General features: G+C 57.0%; 22 protein-coding genes. 7 read left to right on the top strand and 15 right to left on the bottom strand.

Annotated elements, in window-relative coordinates; genetic code table 11:
• Positions 1–10: 10 nt before the first annotated feature.
• A complete protein-coding gene (acnB, locus tag SIB73_RS12390; protein ID WP_413404691.1) occupies positions 11–2,593 on the bottom strand; it encodes a bifunctional aconitate hydratase 2/2-methylisocitrate dehydratase in 2,583 nt (860 codons plus the stop codon).
• A gap of 114 nt (positions 2,594–2,707) precedes the next feature.
• Here acnB and SIB73_RS12385 point away from each other — a divergent pair, with 114 nt between their 5' ends.
• Positions 2,708–3,787 carry a 3-deoxy-7-phosphoheptulonate synthase gene (locus SIB73_RS12385; RefSeq protein ID WP_413404693.1) on the top strand — a complete coding sequence of 360 codons (1,080 nt, stop codon included), beginning with the start codon at positions 2,708–2,710 and terminating at the stop codon, positions 3,785–3,787.
• A 23-nt stretch (positions 3,788–3,810) separates the two neighbouring features.
• Here SIB73_RS12385 and SIB73_RS12380 read toward each other — a convergent pair whose 3' ends face one another.
• The 4 genes from SIB73_RS12380 to SIB73_RS12365 form a co-directional block, all read right to left on the bottom strand.
• Positions 3,811–4,455, bottom strand: a complete 645-nt coding sequence (locus SIB73_RS12380) for a diacylglycerol/polyprenol kinase family protein (RefSeq protein ID WP_413404695.1) — start codon at positions 4,453–4,455, stop codon at positions 3,811–3,813.
• Between the two features lie 4 nt (positions 4,456–4,459).
• Positions 4,460–5,479 carry an RpoD/SigA family RNA polymerase sigma factor gene (locus tag SIB73_RS12375; RefSeq protein ID WP_413404697.1) on the bottom strand — a complete coding sequence of 340 codons (1,020 nt, stop codon included), beginning with the start codon at positions 5,477–5,479 and terminating at the stop codon, positions 4,460–4,462.
• 178 nt (positions 5,480–5,657) lie between these two features.
• Positions 5,658–7,793, bottom strand: coding sequence for a polyphosphate kinase 1 (gene ppk1, locus SIB73_RS12370; protein ID WP_413404699.1), 2,136 nt, complete (start codon positions 7,791–7,793; stop codon positions 5,658–5,660).
• A 77-nt stretch (positions 7,794–7,870) separates the two neighbouring features.
• Positions 7,871–9,169: an MFS transporter gene (locus SIB73_RS12365; RefSeq protein WP_413404701.1), complete on the bottom strand. Its 1,299-nt coding sequence runs from the start codon at positions 9,167–9,169 to the stop codon at positions 7,871–7,873.
• Here SIB73_RS12365 and SIB73_RS12360 point away from each other — a divergent pair.
• Positions 9,168–9,635, top strand: a complete 468-nt coding sequence (locus SIB73_RS12360) for an N-acetyltransferase family protein (protein WP_413404703.1) — start codon at positions 9,168–9,170, stop codon at positions 9,633–9,635. The genes SIB73_RS12365 and SIB73_RS12360 overlap by 2 nt on opposite strands.
• Here SIB73_RS12360 and SIB73_RS12355 read toward each other — a convergent pair.
• The gene (locus SIB73_RS12355; RefSeq protein WP_413404705.1) at positions 9,596–10,666 is read right to left on the bottom strand and encodes an anthranilate phosphoribosyltransferase family protein; all 1,071 of its coding nucleotides are present in this window, start codon (positions 10,664–10,666) and stop codon (positions 9,596–9,598) included. The genes SIB73_RS12360 and SIB73_RS12355 overlap by 40 nt on opposite strands.
• A 73-nt stretch (positions 10,667–10,739) precedes the next feature.
• Positions 10,740–10,904 (bottom strand): cyanate hydratase, encoded by a 165-nt coding sequence (locus tag SIB73_RS12350; RefSeq protein ID WP_413404707.1) that lies wholly within the window; start codon positions 10,902–10,904, stop codon positions 10,740–10,742.
• A gap of 178 nt (positions 10,905–11,082) precedes the next feature.
• Here SIB73_RS12350 and cynS point away from each other — a divergent pair, with 178 nt between their 5' ends.
• The gene (gene cynS, locus SIB73_RS12345) at positions 11,083–11,535 is read left to right on the top strand and encodes a cyanase (protein ID WP_413406199.1); all 453 of its coding nucleotides are present in this window, start codon (positions 11,083–11,085) and stop codon (positions 11,533–11,535) included.
• Between the two features lie 73 nt (positions 11,536–11,608).
• Here cynS and SIB73_RS12340 read toward each other — a convergent pair whose 3' ends face one another.
• The 4 genes from SIB73_RS12340 to SIB73_RS12325 form a co-directional block, all read right to left on the bottom strand.
• Positions 11,609–12,340 (bottom strand): HEAT repeat domain-containing protein, encoded by a 732-nt coding sequence (locus tag SIB73_RS12340; RefSeq protein ID WP_413404709.1) that lies wholly within the window; start codon positions 12,338–12,340, stop codon positions 11,609–11,611.
• 9 nt (positions 12,341–12,349) lie between these two features.
• Positions 12,350–13,240: a formate/nitrite transporter family protein gene (locus SIB73_RS12335; protein WP_413406201.1), complete on the bottom strand. Its 891-nt coding sequence runs from the start codon at positions 13,238–13,240 to the stop codon at positions 12,350–12,352.
• Between the two features lie 310 nt (positions 13,241–13,550).
• Complete coding sequence (locus tag SIB73_RS12330; RefSeq protein ID WP_413404711.1) at positions 13,551–15,098, bottom strand: ferredoxin--nitrite reductase; 1,548 nt, start codon at positions 15,096–15,098, stop codon at positions 13,551–13,553.
• Between the two features lie 250 nt (positions 15,099–15,348).
• Positions 15,349–15,597, bottom strand: a complete 249-nt coding sequence (locus SIB73_RS12325; RefSeq protein ID WP_413404713.1) for a hypothetical protein — start codon at positions 15,595–15,597, stop codon at positions 15,349–15,351.
• A gap of 27 nt (positions 15,598–15,624) precedes the next feature.
• On the opposite strand from SIB73_RS12325, the gene SIB73_RS12320 reads away from it, so the two are divergent.
• Together SIB73_RS12320 and cobA are read left to right on the top strand one after the other, a co-directional pair.
• Positions 15,625–16,284: a DNA mismatch repair protein MutS gene (locus SIB73_RS12320; protein WP_413404715.1), complete on the top strand. Its 660-nt coding sequence runs from the start codon at positions 15,625–15,627 to the stop codon at positions 16,282–16,284.
• Entirely contained in the window at positions 16,281–17,069 is a 789-nt protein-coding gene (gene cobA / locus SIB73_RS12315) for a uroporphyrinogen-III C-methyltransferase (RefSeq protein ID WP_413404717.1), read from the top strand. The genes SIB73_RS12320 and cobA overlap by 4 nt, the downstream gene beginning before the upstream one ends.
• Before the next feature lie 3 nt (positions 17,070–17,072).
• On the opposite strand, the gene moaB is transcribed toward cobA, so the two are convergent.
• The gene (gene moaB / locus SIB73_RS12310) at positions 17,073–17,588 is read right to left on the bottom strand and encodes a molybdenum cofactor biosynthesis protein B (protein ID WP_413404719.1); all 516 of its coding nucleotides are present in this window, start codon (positions 17,586–17,588) and stop codon (positions 17,073–17,075) included.
• A gap of 52 nt (positions 17,589–17,640) precedes the next feature.
• Between moaB and SIB73_RS12305 the strand changes: the two genes are divergently transcribed.
• Both SIB73_RS12305 and SIB73_RS12300 read left to right on the top strand, forming a co-directional pair.
• Entirely contained in the window at positions 17,641–17,913 is a 273-nt protein-coding gene (locus SIB73_RS12305; RefSeq protein WP_413404721.1) for a MoaD/ThiS family protein, read from the top strand.
• Between the two features lie 50 nt (positions 17,914–17,963).
• Complete coding sequence (locus SIB73_RS12300) at positions 17,964–18,362, top strand: molybdopterin synthase catalytic subunit (RefSeq protein ID WP_413406203.1); 399 nt, start codon at positions 17,964–17,966, stop codon at positions 18,360–18,362.
• 13 nt (positions 18,363–18,375) lie between these two features.
• Here the strand turns inward: SIB73_RS12300 and SIB73_RS12295 are convergent, their stop codons facing one another.
• The 3 genes from SIB73_RS12295 to SIB73_RS12285 are packed head-to-tail and all read right to left on the bottom strand — an operon-like array spanning position 18,376 to position 20,357.
• The gene (locus SIB73_RS12295) at positions 18,376–19,659 is read right to left on the bottom strand and encodes a molybdopterin molybdotransferase MoeA (protein ID WP_413439613.1); all 1,284 of its coding nucleotides are present in this window, start codon (positions 19,657–19,659) and stop codon (positions 18,376–18,378) included.
• A complete protein-coding gene (gene moaC / locus SIB73_RS12290) occupies positions 19,628–20,104 on the bottom strand; it encodes a cyclic pyranopterin monophosphate synthase MoaC (RefSeq protein WP_413404725.1) in 477 nt (158 codons plus the stop codon). The genes SIB73_RS12295 and moaC overlap by 32 nt, the downstream gene beginning before the upstream one ends.
• 37 nt (positions 20,105–20,141) lie before the next feature.
• The gene (locus SIB73_RS12285) at positions 20,142–20,357 is read right to left on the bottom strand and encodes a hypothetical protein (RefSeq protein WP_413404727.1); all 216 of its coding nucleotides are present in this window, start codon (positions 20,355–20,357) and stop codon (positions 20,142–20,144) included.
• Positions 20,358–20,528: the final 171 nt, after the last annotated feature.

The raw sequence follows: 20,528 nt of genomic DNA, 5'->3' as shown, positions 1-20,528 counted from the left end.
CGGCGCGGGATCACGCCCCGGCGAGCACCTGGGCCTCCTCATCTGCACTGACCACCCTGCCCTGATCCTCGAAGCCGCTGATCTGGTCGAAATTCAGATACCTGTAGAGCTCGTCGGAGAGGGGATCGATTTTTTCGGAGGCGATGCTGCGGTATTCGTCAGCTGTGGGGATCCGACCCAGCTGTGCACAGACCGCTGCCAGTTCGGCGCTGCCGAGGTACACCTGGGCGCCTTTGCCCAGGCGATTGTTGAAGTTTCGGGTGCTGGTGGAGAACACGGTGGTGTCGTCTTCCACTCTGGCCTGGTTGCCCATGCAAAGGGAGCAGCCCGGCATCTCCATGCGAGAGCCTGCCGCTTCGAAGGTGGCGTAATAGCCCTCCGCCTTGAGGGTCTCTTCGTCCATGCGGGTGGGAGGGCAGACCCAGAGGCGGGCTTTGTTCTCACCGGCTCCCTCAAGCACCTTGGCCGCGGCCCGGTAATGGCCGATGTTGGTCATGCAGGAGCCGATGAACACCTCCTGCACCGGAGCCCCAGCGACCTCGCTGAGCAGTTTCACATTGTCGGGATCGTTCGGGCAGGCCAATACGGGTTCCGTGAGTTCGTCAAGGTTGATCTCCAGCACCTCGGCGTACTCGGCATCGGCATCAGCGCTGAGCAGCTGGGGGTTGGACAGCCAGACCTCCATCTCCTTGATGCGGCGGGCCAGGGTCCGGGCATCGCTGTATCCGCGGGCGATCATGTTCTTGAGCAGGGCCACGTTGCTGCGCAGGTATTCACCCACCGTTGCCTCGGAGAGCTTGATCGTGCAGCCGGCGCAGGAACGCTCGGCGCTGGCGTCGGTGAGTTCAAAGGCCTGTTCGAGCTTCAGATCAGGAAGACCCTCGATCTCCATGATCCGGCCATTGAACAGATTCTTCTTGTTGGCTTTCTCAACGGTCAGCAGGCCTCGCTGAATGGCAACCCAGGGGATGGCGTTCACCACATCGCGCAGGGTCACGCCCGGTTGCAGAGATCCGCTGAATCGGACCAGGACCGACTCGGGCATGTCCAGGGGCATGGCACCGATGGCCGCGGCGAAGGCCACCAGGCCTGACCCGGCCGGGAAGGAGATGCCTAGCGGAAAGCGGGTGTGACTGTCACCGCCGGTGCCAACAGTGTCGGGCAGCAGCATCCGGTTCAGCCAGCTGTGGATGATGCCATCGCCGGGTCGCAGCGCGACGCCGCCGCGCTGGGCAAAGAAATCGGGCAGGTCCTTCTGGGTCTGAAGATCCACAGGTTTGGGATAGGCAGCGGTGTGGCAGAAGCTCTGCATCACCAGATCGGAGGAGAAGCCCAGGCAGGCCAACTCCTTCATTTCATCGCGGGTCATCGGCCCGGTCGTGTCCTGAGATCCGACTGTGGTCATCAGTGGTTCGCAACTGGTGCCGGGTCTCACCCCCCTGAGGCCGCAGGCCTTGCCCACCATTTTCTGAGCCAGGGTGAATCCCTTGCCGGTGTCTTCCGGAGCACTGGGGCGGATGAACAGTTCGGAGGGCGGCAAACCAAGCTTGGCGCGCACCTTGTCGGTGAGAGCCCGACCGATCATCAGAGGGATGCGACCACCGGCGCGCACCTCATCACTGATTGTTGAGGGTTTGAGTTCGAAACGACTCACCACGTCGCCATCCCGTTCAATTGTGCCTTCGTAGGGCCGGATGGTGATCACATCCCCGGTGTTCAACCCGGTGACATCACATTCGATGGGCAGCGCGCCAGAGTCTTCCGCGGTGTTGAAAAAGATTGGGGCGATCTTTCCCCCCAGGATCACTCCTCCGGCCCGTTTGTTGGGTACATGCGGAATGTCTTCCCCCGTGTGCCAGAGCACCGAGTTGATCGCGCTTTTGCGGGAGCTTCCTGTGCCGACAACATCTCCCACATAGACAACGGGATGCTCACCTTGTTTCAGCGTTGTGATGGTCTGAAGACCATCGGGGTCTCGGGTTTCCAGCATCGCCAGGGCATGCATGGGAATGTCCGGACGGGTCGTGGCATGAGTTGCCGGAGACAGATCATCTGTGTTGGTTTCACCTTCAACCTTGAAAACGGTCACGGTGATGGATTCAGCCAGCTCAGGTTTGGTTGTGAACCACTCCGCTGCGGCCCAGCTGTCCACGACCTGTTTGGCAAAGCGGTTGTCTCCAGCCAGCTCCATCAGTTCGTTGAAGGCGTCATAAACGAGCAGGGTGCGGCTCAGGCCCTCCGCGGCACAGGCGGCAAGTTCTTCATCGCTGTGTTTGAGCAGCTCAATCAGGGCTGCCACGTTGTATCCACCCACCATCGTTCCCAGCAGGCGGATCGCTTCCAGGGGGGAGACCAGTGGGCTGCTTGCCTCGCCCTGAGCAACCGCACTCAGCCAGGTTGCCTTGACATAGGCCGCTTCATCCACCCCAGGTGGGATGCGTTCACTCAGCAGATACAGCAGTTCCTCTTCTTCTCCGGCAGGCGGGTCCTGCAGCAGTTCCGTGAGCGCTTTGGTCTGGCCGGCATCGAGTGGCAGCGCTGGGATCCCCTGGGCCAGGCGTTCTGCGGCGTTCTCGCGGTAGGTGCTCAGCATCGGAATCGGCGCAGGAACGTCAAACGCACTTCATTCTCCTGCGTCACCGTTCCCTGCCGGCGTCATGCGCCATGAAGAAGCTTGCGTAACCTGAGATCATTCATGGCACGAGGCATGACCACCACTCACGATCTGCATGTGGTGGACACCCGGCCACTGGTTCCCCCGGCCTTGCTGCACAGGGATCTCCCCACCGATGCCAGGGCCACTGACACCGTGGCCACCGCCAGAAACCGCATCCAGTCCATTCTTCGGGGCAAGGACCATCGCTTGCTGGTGATCGTCGGGCCCTGTTCGGTTCACGATGTGGATGCAGCCCTTGATTACGCCCGTCAACTCGCTCCTTTGAGATCCCGACACGCGAGGGAACTGGAGGTGGTGATGCGGGTTTACTTCGAGAAGCCTCGAACGACCGTGGGTTGGAAAGGTTTGATCAATGATCCCCACCTCGATGGTTCGTACGACATCAACACCGGATTGCGTCTGGCGCGTTCATTGCTCCTTGATCTCGCCAGGGAGGGCATGCCCACGGCAACGGAACTCCTCGATCCAGTGGTTCCGCAATACATCGCCGACCTGATCAGCTGGACAGCCATCGGTGCCCGCACCACCGAAAGTCAGACCCACCGCGAGATGGCCTCGGGCCTGTCCATGCCCGTCGGCTACAAGAACGGGACCGACGGCAGTGCCACTATCGCCATCAATGCGATGCAGTCAGCCTCCAGCCCCCATCATTTTCTGGGGATCAACTGTGAGGGGCATGCCTCCATCGTGAGCACAACTGGCAATCCCTATGGCCATCTGGTGTTGAGGGGCGGCAACAGCGGCAGCAACTACCACTTGGAGGCGATTCAGGAAGCATCCGCTGAACTGGCTAGAGCGGGCCTTCCGGACCGACTGATGGTCGATTGCAGTCATGCCAATTCCAATAAGGACTATCGCCGTCAGGGCGAGGTGCTCAGGGCGGTGGCCGCGCAAGTGCAGAAGGGATCAACCCATGTGATGGGTGTGATGTTGGAAAGCCACTTGGTCGAAGGCAATCAGAAGATCAGTGCTGATCGCTCTTCACTCACTTATGGACAGAGCGTCACAGATGCCTGCATCAGTATTGAAGCAACGGCTGAGTTGCTGGCTGAACTGGCCGAATCCGTGAAATTGGCTGGCACTCCTGCATCTGAGATTCCCGTGGCTTGAGCCTTGAGGTCGGCCGTGGTTTGTTAGACGGTCATCCACGCCCAGCACAACCCAACGGCAATCGGCACAGTGAGGTTGTCGATTCCCCAGCGGCCGAATTGCTCCAGGCCGACGGCCAGAGCACAGACCGCGATCAGACGCAGCGGATGCAAGGGACTCTGACTGAGCAGCACCAGCAAAAGCAACACCAATGCGGTGACCAAGGCCATGGTGATGGTGCCCGCTACTGATTTCCGCTGTTGCCAAATGGTCCAGCTGGGCGATGCCATACCACGGCCAACAAGCCCCGCCAACCCATCGGCGAAGGCCATCACCAGCACCCCGGCGCAGACCGCAACAGCCTGTTCAGGCCAGAACAGGAGCAGCAACAGGCTGATGGCGAGTCCATACGCCACGGTTCCGTAGCTGTTGCGATCCACATCCTCAACAGCTGGCAGAAGTTGCAAGCGGTGATTGACCGCCGTGATCACTGTCACGGCGATGGCCACCGGCACAGCAACAAATGCTGGGATTGCAAGCCACCAGGCCAGAACCACAATCGGACCGGTGCCGATGTGGACGATCTTGCGACTGAGTTCCTGTTGCTCAGGCCAACGTTTTCGACAGATCAAAGCTGCTGAGATCACCAGCAGCATCCAGGTGCCGATGATCAACAGAGATGAGAGCAAAAACTCAGGCCGCCTGCTGATGGTTGGTCATGACACGTAATTTCAGAATGGCCTTGGCTTCCAGCTGCCTCACCCGCTCCCTCGACACATTGATCTGACGACCGATTTCAGCCAGTGTCAGTGGCTCGGCCCCATCAAGTCCGAAGCGCAATTTGAGAATTTTTTGCTCACGTTCATTCAGCTGAGAGAGCCATCCGCTCAGGTGCTCCTTCTGAATGCTGCGATCCATTCCCTCCATTGGCTCAGCGCCATTGGGGTCTGGGATCAGTTCACCGAGCGTGCTGCGATCTTCTTCACCACGGGCGTGGGCATCCAGAGATGCGCATGGAGCGCTCTGGGCGATCAGGTCTTCAAGATCGCGTGGTTCGATGCCCATCGCACTGGCCAGTTCCAGTCGATTCGGCTGACGACCGAAGCGGTGGGACAGTTCACGCGTGATGCGGCGCATCTTGGAGAGCTTTTCGCTGATGTGAATCGGCAGGCGAATGGTCCGCGCGCTGTTGTCAATCGCGCGAGTCATCCCCTGGCGAATCCACCAGTAGGCATAAGTCGAAAACTTGTAGCCCATCGCCGGATCGAACTTGTCAACGGCCCGCTCCAGGCCGATGGCTCCTTCCTGCACGAGATCGAGCAATTCAAGGCCCTGGTTCTGATATTTCTTGGCAACACTCACAACCAGGCGAAGGTTGGCTGCCATCATGCGATCCCGGGCCCGTTTGCCCATGCGGATGCGGTGGCGTTGCCTGGGAGTGCGTTCCTCTTCAGCAGTCTCAAGCAACTCCTTCATGGCTTGCACGTGGTGTGCGAGCTCGATTTCTTCGGCCGCAGTAAGCAATGGAACACGTCCGATGCTGCTCAGGTAGTAACCGATTGAATCGGTCGTCAGGCGACTGTTTTGACGTGTTGAGCGACTTGAAGTTGAGCGTGAACGTGCACTGCTGTCACGACGACCTGTGGTCGGCAAGACAGGCTCTGATGAAGCAACTTTTTGAGTTACTTCTTCAGATTCCAGAGGGATCCCCATCACCCTGGCCTCCTGAAAATTAGATTTGAGAAAAATTTAGCACCTGAGCCAAAGAGTGAGCTATCTAAATCGAAAGTTTTTACGAATCAATGATGCAGTGTTAAGTCTCGTGGATCGAATGTGAAATAAAGACAAAAAGCACAATTTGACTGTATCGATGAACACGGGTCCAAGCGGTTCAGTTTTTCGTTGACAGTCCTTTTCTCCAGGTTTGAATCAGGTTCAGCTGAGAATTACGTTCCTCTCCTTCTGGATGGCGCTGAATGAAGGATCCATCGGATTGCATATCGAATAATCCACGGTTGTCATCGAGATAGATCTGCATCAACCGTTCCAGTTGCTCCCGAAGTGCAGGTTCTTCAACTGGTGTCACAGCTTCCACGCGCCTGTCCAGATTTCTGGGCATCCAATCAGCGCTGCCGATGTAAACCTCGGGTTTGTCGTGATTGGCGAACCAGAACAGGCGTGAGTGTTCGAGAAAGCGTCCGATGATGCTCACCACGCTGATGTTGTCGCTCACGCCTTCACGCCCCGGGTACAGACAGCACATGCCCCGGACGACCAGTTCGATTTGCACGCCTGCCTGTGAGGCTTCGTACAGCAGCGTGATGATGCCTGGATCCACCAGTGAGTTCATCTTGGCCCGGATATGGCCGCCACGTCCGTTCTGCGCATGCTCGATCTCACGGCGAATCAGGTGTTCCATGCCTTTACGAAGTGAAACGGGCGCCACCAGCAGCTTTCGGAATTCCTGCTGTTTGGAGAATCCTGTGAGGTAATTGAACAATTCAACGAGATCCTGGCCGAGTTCCGGTCGTGCCGAAAGCAGGCCAAGATCGGTGTAGAGACGTGATGTCTTCGAGTTGTAGTTACCAGTGCCGATATGGACATAACTGCGCAGACGTTCCTTTTCCTTGCGCACCACCAGCACGATCTTAGTGTGGGTTTTCAGGCCCAGAACCCCATAGACGACATGCACTCCTGAGCTCTCAAGGTGTTTGGCCCACTGGATGTTGTTGTCTTCATCGAAGCGTGCCTTGAGTTCCACCAGCGCCATCACCTGCTTGCCGTTTTCCGCTGCACGGATCAACGCGGCGATGATTGGTGAATCCTTGGAGGTGCGATAAAGAGTCATCTTGATCCCCATCACCAGCGGGTCATCGGCGGCCTGGTTGATGAATTCCTCCACAGACGTTGAGAAGAGGTCATAGGGGTGATGCAGAAGCACATCGCGGCGTCGGACCACCGAGAAAATGCTTTCGAATTCCTCTTCTTTGATGGAGCCGTCTTCGAGCATGTTGCGCTGGGCCCGACGCAGAACCGGAGGTGTCTGACCTGAGTGGGACTCGTTCTTGAGTCGGGGCAATGGAATTCCCATCAGCCCGAACAGATCGTCGAGGCCCAGAGGTCCATCAACTCTGTAGAGATCCGCTTCCTCAACGGACATGCCATCCATCAGCATCTCGATGACGTCCTGCGGCATTCCATCAGCAACCTCGAGTCGCACCACTTCGCCACCCATGCGTCGCTTGCGCAGCCCTTGCTCAATGGCGATCATCAGATCATCAGCTTCGAGGTCGCGCAGTTCCAGATCCGCATCCCTGGTGACGCGGAAGAAATAGTGCCCCTCGATGCTCATGCCTGGGAAGAGAAGGCCGAGGTTGAAGGCCACCACCTGCTCGAGAGGAACGGCCGTGTGCACAGTCTCTGATTCCTCGTCTGCGAGATCGACCGGGATGGCGACGAATCGGGGCAGGATTGTCTGAGGTACCTTCACCCGGGCGAGCAGACGCTGTCCGGTGTCCGGGTCATCAATAAGAGCTGCGACATTCAGGCTGAGGTTGCTCACGAAAGGGAAGGGGTGAGCGGGATCCACTGCCAGAGGTGTCAGCACTGGAAAGATTGCTGTTTGGAAGTAGTTGTCTACCCAGAGTCGTTGGCGTTCGTTGAGCTGTTTGTAGTCGAGTAGATGGGCGCCATGGTGAAGCAGTTCACGCCTGAGTTGACTGCGGTAATGCTCCTGCTGGCGTTCCAGAAGAGGTGTGAGGTGGTTTCGTATGGCCTGTAGCTGTTCCAGCGGCGTGCGGCCATCCTCGCTGCGCTTCTCAATGCCCGCTTCCACCTGAGCCTTGAGGGAGGCCACCCTCACCATGAAAAATTCATCGAGGTTGTTGCTGAAAATGGCGCTGAATTTCGCCTGCTCCAAAAGAGGGGTGCGCTCATCCAGGGCCTGAATCAGCACGCGTTCGTTGAAGGCGATCCAACTGAGTTCCCGGTTGATGTAGTGATCAGGATCCAGGGAACGCTCTGCCATCACAGAAGAGAGGTGGGTGCGAAAGCTGTTGGCCGCAAGGTAGCAATCACCTTGCAACTGCAGGACGCTCCGGATTTTCAGATCTGCTTTGCCTGAGGTCCACCACGAAGACTGCCAGCAACAAGCAAGGCAACTCCGAGCAACATCACACTGCCGAACCAGAAGGGACTGGTGACCCCAACGCGGTCGTAACTGAAGCCAGCGGCGGAGGCGCCCAGAAATGTTCCAAGGCTTTGCAGACCCTGTAGACCGCCCAGGGCTGATCCCTGGCCATCGCTGCCGAGTTGACGTGAGACCAGGGCTCGCAAGCAGGGGCTCACAAGTCCGGTGCCCAGTGCGAGCAACGACACTGCGGTGTAAACCACTGGAACTGAGTTGTTAGGAGTTGCTAAGGGCACCAACAGGCATCCGGACGTCAGAAGTCCAAGACCGACAAGGGTCAGGCGGAGCTCTCCGAAGCGTTTCACCAGTGGGCCTATCAATCCTCCCTGAACCACCATTGCGATGACTCCGACCAGGGCGAATGCGGCTCCTGCCATGCCCTCAGTCCAGTTGAAACTTTTGCGCAGATACAGCACCAGAACCGTTGTGAAACCGTTGAAGGCCATAAAGAAGCCAAAGAAAGCGATCGAGAGGCGACGCACCTCTGGCTTGGCAAAGACACGTGCAAGCAGGGTGATTGGGTTGAGCTCGCGTCTGCGGGGCAGTTGTTTGCGGGCCTGCATCGGATGGGTTTCGGGAAGGAGTCCCAGCACAACGATCAAGTTAGTGACTGCAAAGGCTGTTGCAGCCCAGGCGGGAAGGATGCGGTTGATATCTCCAAGCACTCCACCAAGACCAGGACCCAGGACAAACCCGAGACCGAAAGCCACGCCAATGAGGCCGAAGGCTTTGGCACGGTTTTCCGGTGTGGTGATGTCTGCCAAGACAGCCGTGGCTGTGGCGGCTGTGCCCCCGCTGGCTCCATCAATGATTCGCGCCAGAAACAACATCGCGAGAGGCAGGCCTGCAGCAGCGGCCCCTGGTAAGAATTCCTGCCAGGGCAGGGTCAGGGTGGTGGCGAACAGGCCCATTCCGATGACCGAGCCAAACACGCAGAGACTGATGACCGGTTTACGCCCGAAGCGGTCACTGAGGGCGCCGATCAAGGGAGCAACGGCGAACTGTGAGAGTGCGTAGGTGCCTGAGAGAAGTCCCACCGTGCTGCCATCGCTGCTGAAGTCCTCGAGCAGAAAAGGCAGTAACGGCAGAAAAATGCTTTCGCTGAGTCGGTCATTGAGCAGCGTCAGAAAGGCGCTGAGCAGGGTTGGAATGCGTGGTCGCTGCAAGGCAGCCGCTGGGCAGGTGAGACTCACATTCCCATAGGCATCGGCCATGGCCCTGCGTTTGATCCTTCCAGCGGACGAGATCCTTCTCAGGGAGATCTATGCCGATGCCATCGAGAGTCAGGCCCCACAGCTGTATTCGGATCAGCAGGTGAAGTCCTGGGCAGCACTCGCCTGGTTGCCGGGTGTGCTGGATCAAACCCTGAAGCAGGGCTCGGGCTGGATCAGTGGTGAGGATGCCGCTTTTGCGATGCGTTATCCGATGGATCGACTTGCTCTTCTCTATTGCCGGGGCCGTGCGGCACGTCAGGGCCATGGCAAAGCGCTCCTGGAGAGACTTGAAGCTGATGCGATCGTTGACGGCGTCAGATCTCTGCGCACCGAAGCCAGTCAGTTCAGTCGTCCGTTGTTTGAGCGCTATGGCTGGAGCCTCGTTGCTCCGGAAACGATCACGATTGCTGGAGTGCCCTTTGAGCGCTACAGGATGCACAAAGCACTGGGCAAGCAGCGCAGCTGATCAAGCTGATCCAGTGCTCGACCTTGCTCGAGCGCGGTGGTGGCCATCGCAATGCCCGAGTCGAGATTGTCGCTCAGGCCAGCGTTCCAGAGATAGGCACCTGCGTTCCAGCGCAGGGCTTCGCTCAGGGGACCACGGTTTCTGAGCGCTTCGAAAGCCTGGCTCTTCCAGGTGCTTTCCGACGACCATTCCAGGTCTGCGTTGTGGCATCCATGATCGCGGGGGTGAAGGATCAGACGTTCAGCCCGTCCATCGCGGACTCGGGCTGTGATGCAGGCCCGACCGATGGGAAGGTCTGTTCCTCCTTCCAGGCCTTTCACAGTGAGCAGGTCGGTTTCGCCTGCAAGCCTGAGTGCTTCCCAGGCCCGGCTTTCGGTTGGTGGGTGCACAAATCCACTCACAAGAAGGTGATTTCCCTGGTGGGCTGTCCACAGAAGCTCGAGGCTGGCCACGGGAGGCCGTTTACCCAGCTGCTCGCGGTAATCAATCAGCGTTTCGGCGATGGCGAAATGATCCGGTTGATGGATGAGTGCGAAGCCATGTGTGTTGAACCCTTCCTGAACAGCGCTCAGGGGCAGTCCACCCAGATTCAGATCCAGAAGGCGGAACAGATCGAGGGCTGTGATGCCGTATTTGATCGGCATGCGGTCACCTCCCTGCAGGACGACCGGTTGACCGCATGCCACCAGAACCAGGCTGGTGAGTGGGTAGATGGGCGCCGTTCTGGTCCGACCGTCAAATGGCATGCCAAAGCAGAGCGGTCTTCTCTGAGCCGGAGGGCTGTGAACAACGGGCCCCAACAATCGATAGGTGTCGAGCATGCCGGTGAGCTCCTGGGGCTCCGGCCGGCGAATGCGATGAGCAATCAGGAAAGCACCAATCTGTGCCGGCGTGGCCTCCTCCCTGAGCATGAGTGCCAAAGCATCTGCAGCTTCCTCTCGACTCAAGCCTTTGCTGGTGTGTTCGCCGCTCCCGACTTTGCGGAGATGCTGTTTGAAGCGTTCGCGGCCGTTGCAGACAGTGCTTGTCAAGGGCCAAACCAACGCTTCATGCAGTGTTCTGCAGAGAGGTCACTTTCAGGGGTAGCGATTGCTACCGATCGCTTCACGCAAGCATCGAGAGCCCTTCGAAGCGTCCATGTTGAGGGTGGCTGGGGTTATGGCGACCATCGGCGTAATACAGCCGCTCTAGCACCAGACTTGTTTTGACGTCTGAGTTGTGATTCTGGCGATTCAGCAGTGTGGCGAGTGTGCGAAAAAAAGTGTTCATCAATCACACGTTCAGTGAATCCAATAGAGCAGTTCTGGATCCATCGAGATGTAGTTAATGCATCCAAAATGGGTTTCTGTTTTGGTTGTCTCTGTAGCTGTTTTCTGGTGCAAGACGCGACAGTCTCGTCTGGATTTCAGTATTTTTTATGACTGTTTCGTCCATGTCCACGCCATCACTGGCGGCCCCATCGCCGAGCACATTGACCGCTTCGTTGATGGCTGCCAAAAAAGCGAAAGGGATGAGTTTCGCGGATCTTGAGGCAGCTCTTGGGCTCGATGAGGTCTGGATTGCGTCTCTGTTCTATGGACAGGCCACAGCCTCTGCTGATGAGGCGGAGAAGCTGGCGTCCCTGTTGTCGTTGGACCCTGCAATCACAGCTGCGATTCAGGAGTTTCCGACCAAAGGCAGCCTGGAGCCCGTGATCCCAACCGATCCCCTGATCTATCGCTTTTACGAGATCATGCAGGTGTATGGCATGCCGCTGAAGGATGTGATTCAGGAAAAGTTTGGAGATGGAATTATGAGTGCTATCGATTTCACCCTGGATGTTGACAAAATTGAAGATCCGAAGGGTGAACGTGTACAGATTACGATGTGCGGAAAGTTCCTTCCATACAAAAAGTGGTAATTCCACTTTCTGATTTTTATCGAAGAAGTGTCATCAACCTTTCAAGCCCGACTGGTGTCGGGCTTTTGTTTGCTCAGCTTCGAAATTGCTGTTGCAGCTGTTGGCAGGCCAATTGTTTGCGTGATTCACTACTGAGGGTTTGACTGAGCTCTTTCAGGCAACGTTGACTGATCGGAGTTGCGATGCAGCCCAGGGCCCGGAACGCAGCGGCAGCGACATGGTCGGATCCGGTTTTGCACAGATTCGATAGGCGTTCACTGATCGCTGCCCCATCCCTGCGTTGCAACACCCGAATCGCCGCGATCACCACTGGATCCCTGAAATCGTTGAGGGGTTCAGCACACAACACGAGTAATTCCTCGTCGCTCAGGCTGTGGGCGCGGAAACCAACTAACTGCAAGCCCGCCAAGCGATGATGTTGTCCGGGGTGATGCAAACACTCCTTCACCACATGTTCTGGAACATCTGCACCCCAGCAAGACAATGCCTCAAGGATGCAGAGGTTGACTTCAGCGAATTCGGAGCTGTTTTTCAGTTGATCAAGCAGCCAGTCCCTTGCTCCTTGCTGGTGGCACAGTCCGGCGGCCAGAACAAGATCAGGGAGTGCTCCATTCTGCTGAATCAATCGTTCAATGATTGGCCAGCCTTGTTCAGCCAGCATTCCAAGTTTTTCGCAGAGTGCACGGCGAAGCTCAACTGAAAAGCTGGGAGAGTAAACCTCCCCCAGCCACTCGGGCTCCAATGGAGCACGTCGTGATTTTGAAAGCCGTTCCCAGAGAACGGCTTCATTCTCGGGTAAAGACACAGATGTCAATCAACGGGCGCCAAGCTCAGCGGCCAGTTCGCGTTCCAGTTTGTCATCATGTTCACTTGGCAGCACGTTTCCGATGTTGGTGCGGTGGGTGCTGTAGAAGAGCATGCCGATGAACACCATGCCGCCAATGATGTTGCCAATGGTGACGGGCAGGAAGTTCCAGAAAATGCATTTCCAGAAGGGAACTCCAGATCCGAGGATTGGCCCGGCGGTGTGCAGAAACTGGTTGACCACAATGTGCTCCATCCCCATTGATTGGAACGCTGTAATGGGTAGCCAGCAAGCCAGAATCTTTCCAGGCACACTTTTACTGACCAGGGCCATGGTCACACCGAGGCACACCAGCCAGTTGGCGATCAGACCTCGAATAATGGCCAGGAAGAATCCCATCGACTGAAGATTCTCATATTTGGCAACAACGTTGGTTTTATTCAACGCGATGATTTTTGCTGCCACCTGTTGCCACATTCCTCCACCTTCAGCAGCTGATGCAGGATCAACAGTTCCTCCGCTGGTCAGGCTGATTGCCATCAGAACTGCCACAACTGCAGTTCCGATCCAGTTGCCGAGCCAAACCCAACCCCAGTTTCGAAAGGTTGCACTCCAGGTGCTTTTCCCTGCCCAGGTGGCCATTGGCAGAAGAGCAAAGTTGCCTGTGACCAACTCCATGCCAAACAAGACAATGCTGGCGAAACCGAATGGGAAGAGCAGCGAGCCCAACCATGGTTGTCCACTTTTGAGCCCTACTGTGAGTGCAAGGATCACGGCCAGGCCAAGGATCGCTCCCGAATAAAATCCCCTGAGCAAGAGGTTTTTGACGCTGACGGTGGATTTTTTGCCGCCGGCGCCGATCATGCCGTCGACAAGTTCATTGGGTAGGACGTAGTCCATCTGTGAAGCAGTCACACTCATGAGTTCAATGCGGTTAAGAAGAAATGAAGCAGTTGATCGAGTCCTGAGATCAACAGTTAGCCGCTGATCTTGTTCATGAATCTGGAAAACGCATCCTGCTGATGCGCAGCCCGTGAAATCGGTTGTTTGTCTTGACCAGCTTTCGAAAACCAGTTGACCAGTCTTGAGAAAAAATCGCTGTTGCTAGACATACAAATAACGATGTAAATTTGTTGAATGATTGGTTTGGCTGTGATGGCCTCAAAAAGTCAGCACCAACACGGCAAAACGACTGATCTCTGCACCTGTTTCAACTTTTGGTTCGTGGTTTGGCACCGAACCGTTCAATCAGCACGTCGCGCAGAACCTCTTTAATGTTTTCGGCGGGAATGGCCTTCTGATGCAATTCACCCACCGTTGGATTGGGTCCCTGTGATCCACCAAGGGTCATCGTGTAGCCATCATCTGTTTTGCCCTCACTGTTCTTGGCTTTGGCGCCTGTCAGGCCGATTGCACCCATGTAGGCCTGCCCGCAGCTGTTGGGGCAACCTGTCCAGTGAATTTTCAGTTCTTCTGGCAGATCAAGCTCCTGATCGAGCTCTTTGGCAGCGGCCAAGGCTTGATCTTTGGTGTTGGTCAGTGCGAATCCGCAATAGGTGCTTCCTGTGCATGACACGGTGCCAGCCGAAATCGCACCAGGCTTGAGCGGAAATCGTTCGAGCAGGGGATCGTTTTCAAACGCTTCGACCTGTGCTTGCGGTAGTCCAACAATGATCACATTCTGATCCTCAGTGAGCCGCACTTCTCCACTTCCGTAGCTGATGCTCGCCGTGGCCAGATCATGAAGATCCTGCGCTGTCAGGCGACCAACCGGAACGTGGAGCCCAGCAAAGACCAACCCTTCCTGTTTCTGCGGGTGAATGCCGTAGTGCGATCGGGGTGTGGTGTCAAAGACAGACCCGGGGTCGGGTGTTAACGGTCCGAACTGTTCTTCAACCTGCTTGCGGAAGTTGTCGTGGCCAACTTCATCGAGATACATTCTGAATCGACCTTTCGGGCGTTTGTTGCGCTCTCCGTTATCTCTCCAGAGGCGAATCACCGTATCGGTCAGTCGACAAATTTCATCTGGCTTGACCCAGGCATTCAGGGGGATGGCGTAGGCATTCATCTGCGATGAAAGAATGCCACCAATCCACACACCGAAACCCATTACGCCATCTTTTTCGACCGGATGGAAGGCAATGTCGTTGTGAAGAAGGAAATTGTCTTTTGCACCGGCAACTGCCGTATTCCACTTTCTGGGTAGATTGGAGTATTCAGGATTGCCTTTGCGGTGATTGGTTAAAAAGTTTTCCAGTTCATCTGTGTAAGGTCTGGTATCGAGGATTTCCTGTGGATCAATTCCAGCAATTGGGTTTCCGGTGACATTGCGGGGATTATCAAAACCCGACTGGATCGTACTCAGATCAGCTTCTTCAAGCCGCTTGAGGATTTCCGGCAGGTCGCCAAGAAGCACTCCTCTCAGTTGCAAGTTCTGCCTGGTGGTGATATCGCAGCTGCCGTTTTCGCCATAGCGTTCAACAATGGAGCCGATAACGCGTAACTGTTGGGCAGAGAGTACACCGTTGGGAACCCGCAGGCGCAGCATGAATTTGCCTGGCGTTTTTGGACGCCAAAACATTCCATACCATTTCAAGCGCAGTTGAAGATCGGTTTCATCAACCTGCTCCCAGCCCATTTCCGCAAACTTCTCAATTTCACTACCAACCAGCAGGCCATCTTTGGCCGACTTGTTCTGTTCAATCTTATTAAGCTTCTTGCCATCCAGATAAGGCCTGGAAGGAGAGCTAATCGTCATGATCTTGTTCAGCGAGGGGCAAATGATTGATCATGAATTGCTGTAGATCAATCAAAGGGTCAAGATGACCTGCGCTTCAAAAAGAAGGTGAGCGCTTTTGCAGCAGTTAAGAGGCTTGTCAGGGGTCTGTCGGTAGTGGATTGAACAATTTCCCCAGCTGACTGTTTATTTCAAATGGGATGGACGAATTGGTGACTGTGGCTACATCTCATCCGCCCGGCGGAGCCCTAGAAGGCTGCCTTTCGCGGACTCAGTATTGACGTCCAACTTCGCCAATCATTCGGATCGCCCCGTAGCGAAGCATCTGCCAGACGCGTTTCATGGCGGCGAAATCCCGGTCGAGCTCACTTTGGAACCGGGCGTCTCTGCTGCTGCTGCTGCGTCTGTCATCGGTATGCCAATGACGGTGAGCCCTTTCCGAGCGATAGCTTTGATCGGTGGAGTCTCGTCGGAACCGACCTTCAGAGACAGTGCGATCAATGGATCGACGGCGAGACATGGCAGCAGGAGCAATGACGATCCATCGATGACAACAGTCAGTTCGACCTTTGATCCGTGGCCATTGCTACGGAACGATGATCTTCGTTGTCAGCGAGCGATCAGGTTGGTTGTGCATGGACGCTCAGGCGGCGTCGTTCCCGAATCATTGATTGAGCTGCAGAAGGCCCTCCAGCAGCGTCGTCAGGCTCCTGTGCAGCTGGAAGTTCTGACTGCCGATACTCCACCTGTGAGTCCAGAACAGGCCAGTTGGTTGGTGCCTTTGTTGTTATGGCCGGGATCGCATGCGCGTGCGGATGTGCCTGAGATCAGACAGCGCATGCAGCGAGAAGGTGCGGATGTCGATTTGCTTCCTTTCCTTGGGTCTTGGCAATGTTGGTGGGCTCTCGTGGCTGAAGCGCTTCAGCCCTTTGCTTCCCAGGGCTCAGTGCTGGTTCATCACCCATTGAGTTCCGAAGAAGCTGACAGTTTCCTGCTCGAGTTGTCTGAGCGCATGGGGCTGCCGCTGCTGTCCTTCGACGATTGGTCTGACTATCAGAAAAGCCATCCCGAGGCTCACCCACTGATGCTTGCGCTTGCCCCCAATCGCATGACGGAGGCACTGAGCGAGGCTGGAGGTCTTCCACCGCTGCTTGATCTGGCTCTGATTCGTCAGGGCCTGATCGACTTGCTTGCCGCTCTGCCGTGACGACTGCTGAACCCATCGGGACCGTCTATCTCGTCGGTGCAGGCCCTGGAGATCCGGATTTACTCACTGTGAGGGCCCATCGCCTGCTGGGATGCTGTGATGCACTGGTTTACGACTCTCTTGTTCCTCGCGAGGTTCTTGATCTGGTGCCCGAGCACTGTGAGCGCCATTTCGTGGGCAAGCGGCGTGGGCATCACTCCGTTCCGCAGCCCAGTACGAATGCGGTGCTGGTTAAGCTTGCAGCTCGCCACCGCTGCATTGTGCGCCTCAAGGGCGGAGATCCCTTTCTGTTCGGACGCGGTGGCGAGGAAGCTGCGCATCTGGTGAAACATGGTGTTTCCGTTCAGGTTGTGCCTGGGGTGACCGCTGGAATCGCTGCACCCGCGTACGCAGGGATTCCTGTGACCCATCGTCGTGCCGGCTCATCCGTCACCTTTGTGACCGGTCATGAGGAGATCGACAAGCGACGCCCCAGTGTGAATTGGCGCTCACTGGCTACAGCCAGTGATGGTCTGGTCATTTACATGGGTCTGCACAACCTTCCGAAGATCGCCGCTGAGCTGGAGGCAGGTGGTCTCAGTGCTGAGACCCCTGTGGCTGTGATTCAGCAGGGGACTGTGGCCGGGCAACGTTGTCTCAAGGCGACTCTTTCAGACGTTGCTGCGCGCACCCGCAGTGAAGGCTTTGCCTCGCCCTCCGTGATTGTGGTTGGAGATGTGGTGAATGAGCAGGTGAAATCCTGTGCCCCGCGGCCGGCCGATGTCACCATGCCGATCCCGTTCTGATGGTCAGCTTGGTGGCTGATCTGCGGATTCCTTAAGCCTTGATTTGAGCTGCGCCAGATTGCAGGGGCGGGTTTCGCTGTTCAGCTGGGCTGAGATCAGTTTCTCCCAGGCTGTGGTGACGGCATCCTGTGATCCAGGCAGAACGAAGATGAACGTGCCGTTGGCCACTCCGGCGAGGCAGCGACTCTGCAGGCTGCTTGTGCCGATGGTCTGGAACGAGAGCATCCGGAACAGTTCGCCGAACCCATCGATGGTCTTGTCCAGCAAGGGGCCGATCGCTTCAGGGCTGCCGTCGCGCCCAGTCAGGCCTGTGCCGCCTGTGGTGATCACCACGTCAACGTCTGAATCGACGATCCATTGGCTGACGATCGCTCGAATCCGATAGCGATCGTCGGGACAGATTGCACGAGTCTGCAAGTGATGACCGGCATCGATCAGTCGTTGCTGAAGCAGATCTCCGCTCGGGTCGTTCTCCAGGGTCCGACTGTCTGAAATCGTCAGCAGGGCAATGGACAGCACGCAGCGTTGATGGAGGTGTGATCGACAAACGCTAGAACCGTGAAGGTTTCGTATGGCAGGGATGAACCAGGGGCAATCCGATGCGCCACCTTCGGTGAAGGTGTTGTTGTTTGCCTCACTGCGGGACCAGGCGGGTTGGTCTGATCGTTGTATTGCACTGAATGCGCAGGCTGTGCAGACAGCCAGAGAGATCTGGGATCAGCTTGAACTGGGTGACTTACCCCAGGTGGTGCTTGTTGCCATCAACCAGCACATCGTCAGCGCCGACCACCCAGTGCAAGCGGGAGATGAACTGGCTTTCCTGCCGCCATTCACAGGAGGTTGACCGTGCTGCAGAAGCCTGACGAGGTCCAGATTGTCATTCATGACCAACCCATCTCGGGCGTCTTGCAGTTCGACGCCTGGTTGCGGTGCCGGATGGATGCCGCCACCGCGATCTTCATGGGCCGCGTGCGTGATGTCGCCATGGATGGACAGCCGCTGGAGGCCCTGGAGCTCAGTCACTATCCGGGATTGTGCGAACGTTTGATTGAGGGCTCAGCTCACCAGCTGTTGCAGCACCATGGTTGCCGTTCCGCGCTTGTGCTGCACCGTGTTGGCCGGTTGCTGCCTGGCGAGTTGATCGTTTTGGTGGCGATCAGCGCTGATCGGCGTGGACCTGCACAACGCTGCTGTACCGCCTTGCTTGAGGCTCTCAAGCATGACGCTCCCTTTTGGAAGCGGGAATGGAGTCATGGCGTTGGGACCTGGCTGTCGGAGAACACACCGCTGTGACCCAAACGGTGTTTCAGAGCAATCGCCGACGCAGCAGTTGCGCCCAGAGTTGATCTCCGCGTCCCAGTTCGCCTGACTCCGCAGGGATCTCCAACAGCAGATCAACATTCTGGAGAGAGCCGATGCGTGAGGAGGCCTGGGATCCATCGACCCGGGCACGCAGTTCTCCGTCAGCAGAACAGACCAATGAAGCTCGAGCCAGTTCCGGCCGTCCCGGCCTGCGCCGGTAAGGCGTCTCAAGGCTTACCCGCAGTCGCGGTAACAGCTCCGGTTCCTGCTGGCCCTCCAGCAGCTGCAGCGCTGGCCAGAGCAACTGCAATGCCGTGACGGCTGCTGCAACGGGATTGCCTGGCAGCCCAAAGAACGGAACGTTATTGCCCACGCAGCCAAAGGCGAAAGGCCGACCCGGTTTGAGGAACAGTTTCCAGAAGTCCACCTCGCCAAGCTCCGTCATCAACGGTCGGATCCAGTCGCTGTCACCGGCGGAGACACCTCCGGTACTCACCAATACATCACAACTGGAGCTCAACTCAACGATCGTTTTGCGCAGGATCTGCGGTTGATCCGCCACCACACGGCAATCCCATGCTTGATAGCCCAGACGTTTCAGCAGCCCTTTCAGCAGGGTGCTGTTGCTTTCCCAGATGGCTCCCTCAGGTCGTTGTTCACCCGGAGAGACCAGTTCATCGCCGCTGATCAGCAGCCCGATGCGTGGTTGGCGATAAACATTCAGTTGCCGGATGCCACAGCTGGCAGCTTGGGCAAGATCTGCAAGTCCGAGGCGCTGTCCCGGCTTCAGCAAGGTGGATCCTTGACTGCATTCCTCGTTGGCCGGCCGGATCCATGGGTTGGCCGAGGCCTCGTGTGTCAAGCAAAGACTGTCGTTCACCCTCTGAACCAGTTCCTGAGGAAGAACCCAGTCAGCCCCTTCAGGCAAGGGTGCACCGGTGAGAATTCGAATGGCTTCACCATGGGCAAGCACAGTGGGGTAAGGGGCGGCCGGCGCGGATCGCCCCACCAACGTCCAGGTGTCATCAACGGCTGGTTGCTGACTTTGGCCCAGGGCATAGCCGTCCATGATCGATGCCCTGAAGCCGGGAACATCGGCCCTGGCCAGCACGGCCGCTGCGTTCACGCGTTCCAGAGCGTCTGCCAGTGAAACCGTCTCGATGGACGCTTCAGCACGTTGTGTCGTTCCCCCTTGGATCGCGTTCAGCACACGCGTTCGAGCCTCCGCAAGCTGCAGGCCCTCGCGGCCATAGGGGTCAGCAGCTCCAGCTGCCATGGCGACCCCCATCCTTGTGCAGCAGCTGAATTCGGTTGATCGTCATACCAGGCTCAACCGACTTCAACATGTCGTAGAGAGTCACCAGCCCGATGGAGACGCTGGTCATCGCCTCCATCTCAACGCCGGTCTGACCGGTCGTGCGACAGCTGACCTGCACCGTCAGACCAGGCAACGAAGAGTCCGGTTCAATCTCCACGTCGATGCCGCTCAGGGGCAAAGGGTGGCAAAGAGGAATGAGCTCGGATGTGCGCTTGGCGGCTTGAATGGCAGCAACGCGTGCCACGGCCATCAAGTCTCCTTTGGATGTTCCGCCGTTCAGCACCAGATCCAATGTGGATCTGCGCATCACCAGCGAACCCATCGCGGTCGCCTCGCGTTTGGTGATGGCACGATCACCGACTTCAACCATGTGCACCTCACCCTGATTGGTGAGGTGCGAAAGCTGTTCAGACATCGATGAATCGGGTGCTGACTGAGTTCGTCAGTGTTGATCAGCGCTCACCCAGCACCGACCACATTGCAGCCTGGGAGGTGATCACGGGCTCGACCTGGGTTGAAGACGGTGATGTCTCGACGGGAGTGACTGCGGCTCGTTGGCTCCGGACCATCTGTACGGCCAGAGAGGCCACAATGAATGCGCCGATGAAACCTGCTGCAACGGTGATCGGGCTGCGGCTTGCGCTGGTTGTCGAGTAGGAGCGAACCATTCGGAAATGGACAATCTCCTTTCACTATGGATAAAAACTGTAGGAATCGCTACTGAGCTCACTGAAACTTTGCAGTGACGACCCATCTTGCTGGGAGTGAATCAGCAGGAGGCCGGAAGCAAGTCCCTCGGAGGCCAACCAGCCATGGGCCGAGCCAAAAATCATTCCCAG

It is taken from the genome of Synechococcus sp. MIT S9509, assembly GCF_047303035.1.
Taxonomy (GTDB): domain Bacteria; phylum Cyanobacteriota; class Cyanobacteriia; order PCC-6307; family Cyanobiaceae; genus Synechococcus_C.
The sequence above is the reverse complement of the archived record's forward strand: the minus strand, read 5'-3'. Positions and strand labels throughout refer to the sequence as shown.

Bases quoted from the DNA above. Each gene is read 5' to 3' on its own strand.
- SIB73_RS12320 (WP_413404715.1), top strand. From the start codon at position 15,625: ATGACAACAGTCAGTTCGACCTTTGATCCGTGGCCATTGCTACGGAAC.
- acnB (WP_413404691.1), bottom strand. From the start codon at position 2,593: ATGCTGAGCACCTACCGCGAGAACGCCGCAGAACGCCTGGCCCAGGGG.
- SIB73_RS12360 (WP_413404703.1), top strand. From the start codon at position 9,168: ATGGCCCTGCGTTTGATCCTTCCAGCGGACGAGATCCTTCTCAGGGAG.
- SIB73_RS12325 (WP_413404713.1), bottom strand. From the start codon at position 15,597: ATGTCTCGCCGTCGATCCATTGATCGCACTGTCTCTGAAGGTCGGTTC.
- SIB73_RS12330 (WP_413404711.1), bottom strand. From the start codon at position 15,098: ATGACGATTAGCTCTCCTTCCAGGCCTTATCTGGATGGCAAGAAGCTT.
- SIB73_RS12375 (WP_413404697.1), bottom strand. From the start codon at position 5,479: ATGGGGATCCCTCTGGAATCTGAAGAAGTAACTCAAAAAGTTGCTTCA.
- SIB73_RS12350 (WP_413404707.1), bottom strand. From the start codon at position 10,904: ATGAACACTTTTTTTCGCACACTCGCCACACTGCTGAATCGCCAGAAT.
- SIB73_RS12385 (WP_413404693.1), top strand. From the start codon at position 2,708: ATGACCACCACTCACGATCTGCATGTGGTGGACACCCGGCCACTGGTT.
- SIB73_RS12335 (WP_413406201.1), bottom strand. From the start codon at position 13,240: ATGGACTACGTCCTACCCAATGAACTTGTCGACGGCATGATCGGCGCC.
- ppk1 (WP_413404699.1), bottom strand. From the start codon at position 7,793: ATGGCAGAGCGTTCCCTGGATCCTGATCACTACATCAACCGGGAACTC.
- SIB73_RS12305 (WP_413404721.1), top strand. From the start codon at position 17,641: ATGGCAGGGATGAACCAGGGGCAATCCGATGCGCCACCTTCGGTGAAG.
- SIB73_RS12365 (WP_413404701.1), bottom strand. From the start codon at position 9,169: ATGGCCGATGCCTATGGGAATGTGAGTCTCACCTGCCCAGCGGCTGCC.
- moaC (WP_413404725.1), bottom strand. From the start codon at position 20,104: ATGTCTGAACAGCTTTCGCACCTCACCAATCAGGGTGAGGTGCACATG.
- SIB73_RS12285 (WP_413404727.1), bottom strand. From the start codon at position 20,357: ATGGTTCGCTCCTACTCGACAACCAGCGCAAGCCGCAGCCCGATCACC.
- SIB73_RS12295 (WP_413439613.1), bottom strand. From the start codon at position 19,659: ATGGGGGTCGCCATGGCAGCTGGAGCTGCTGACCCCTATGGCCGCGAG.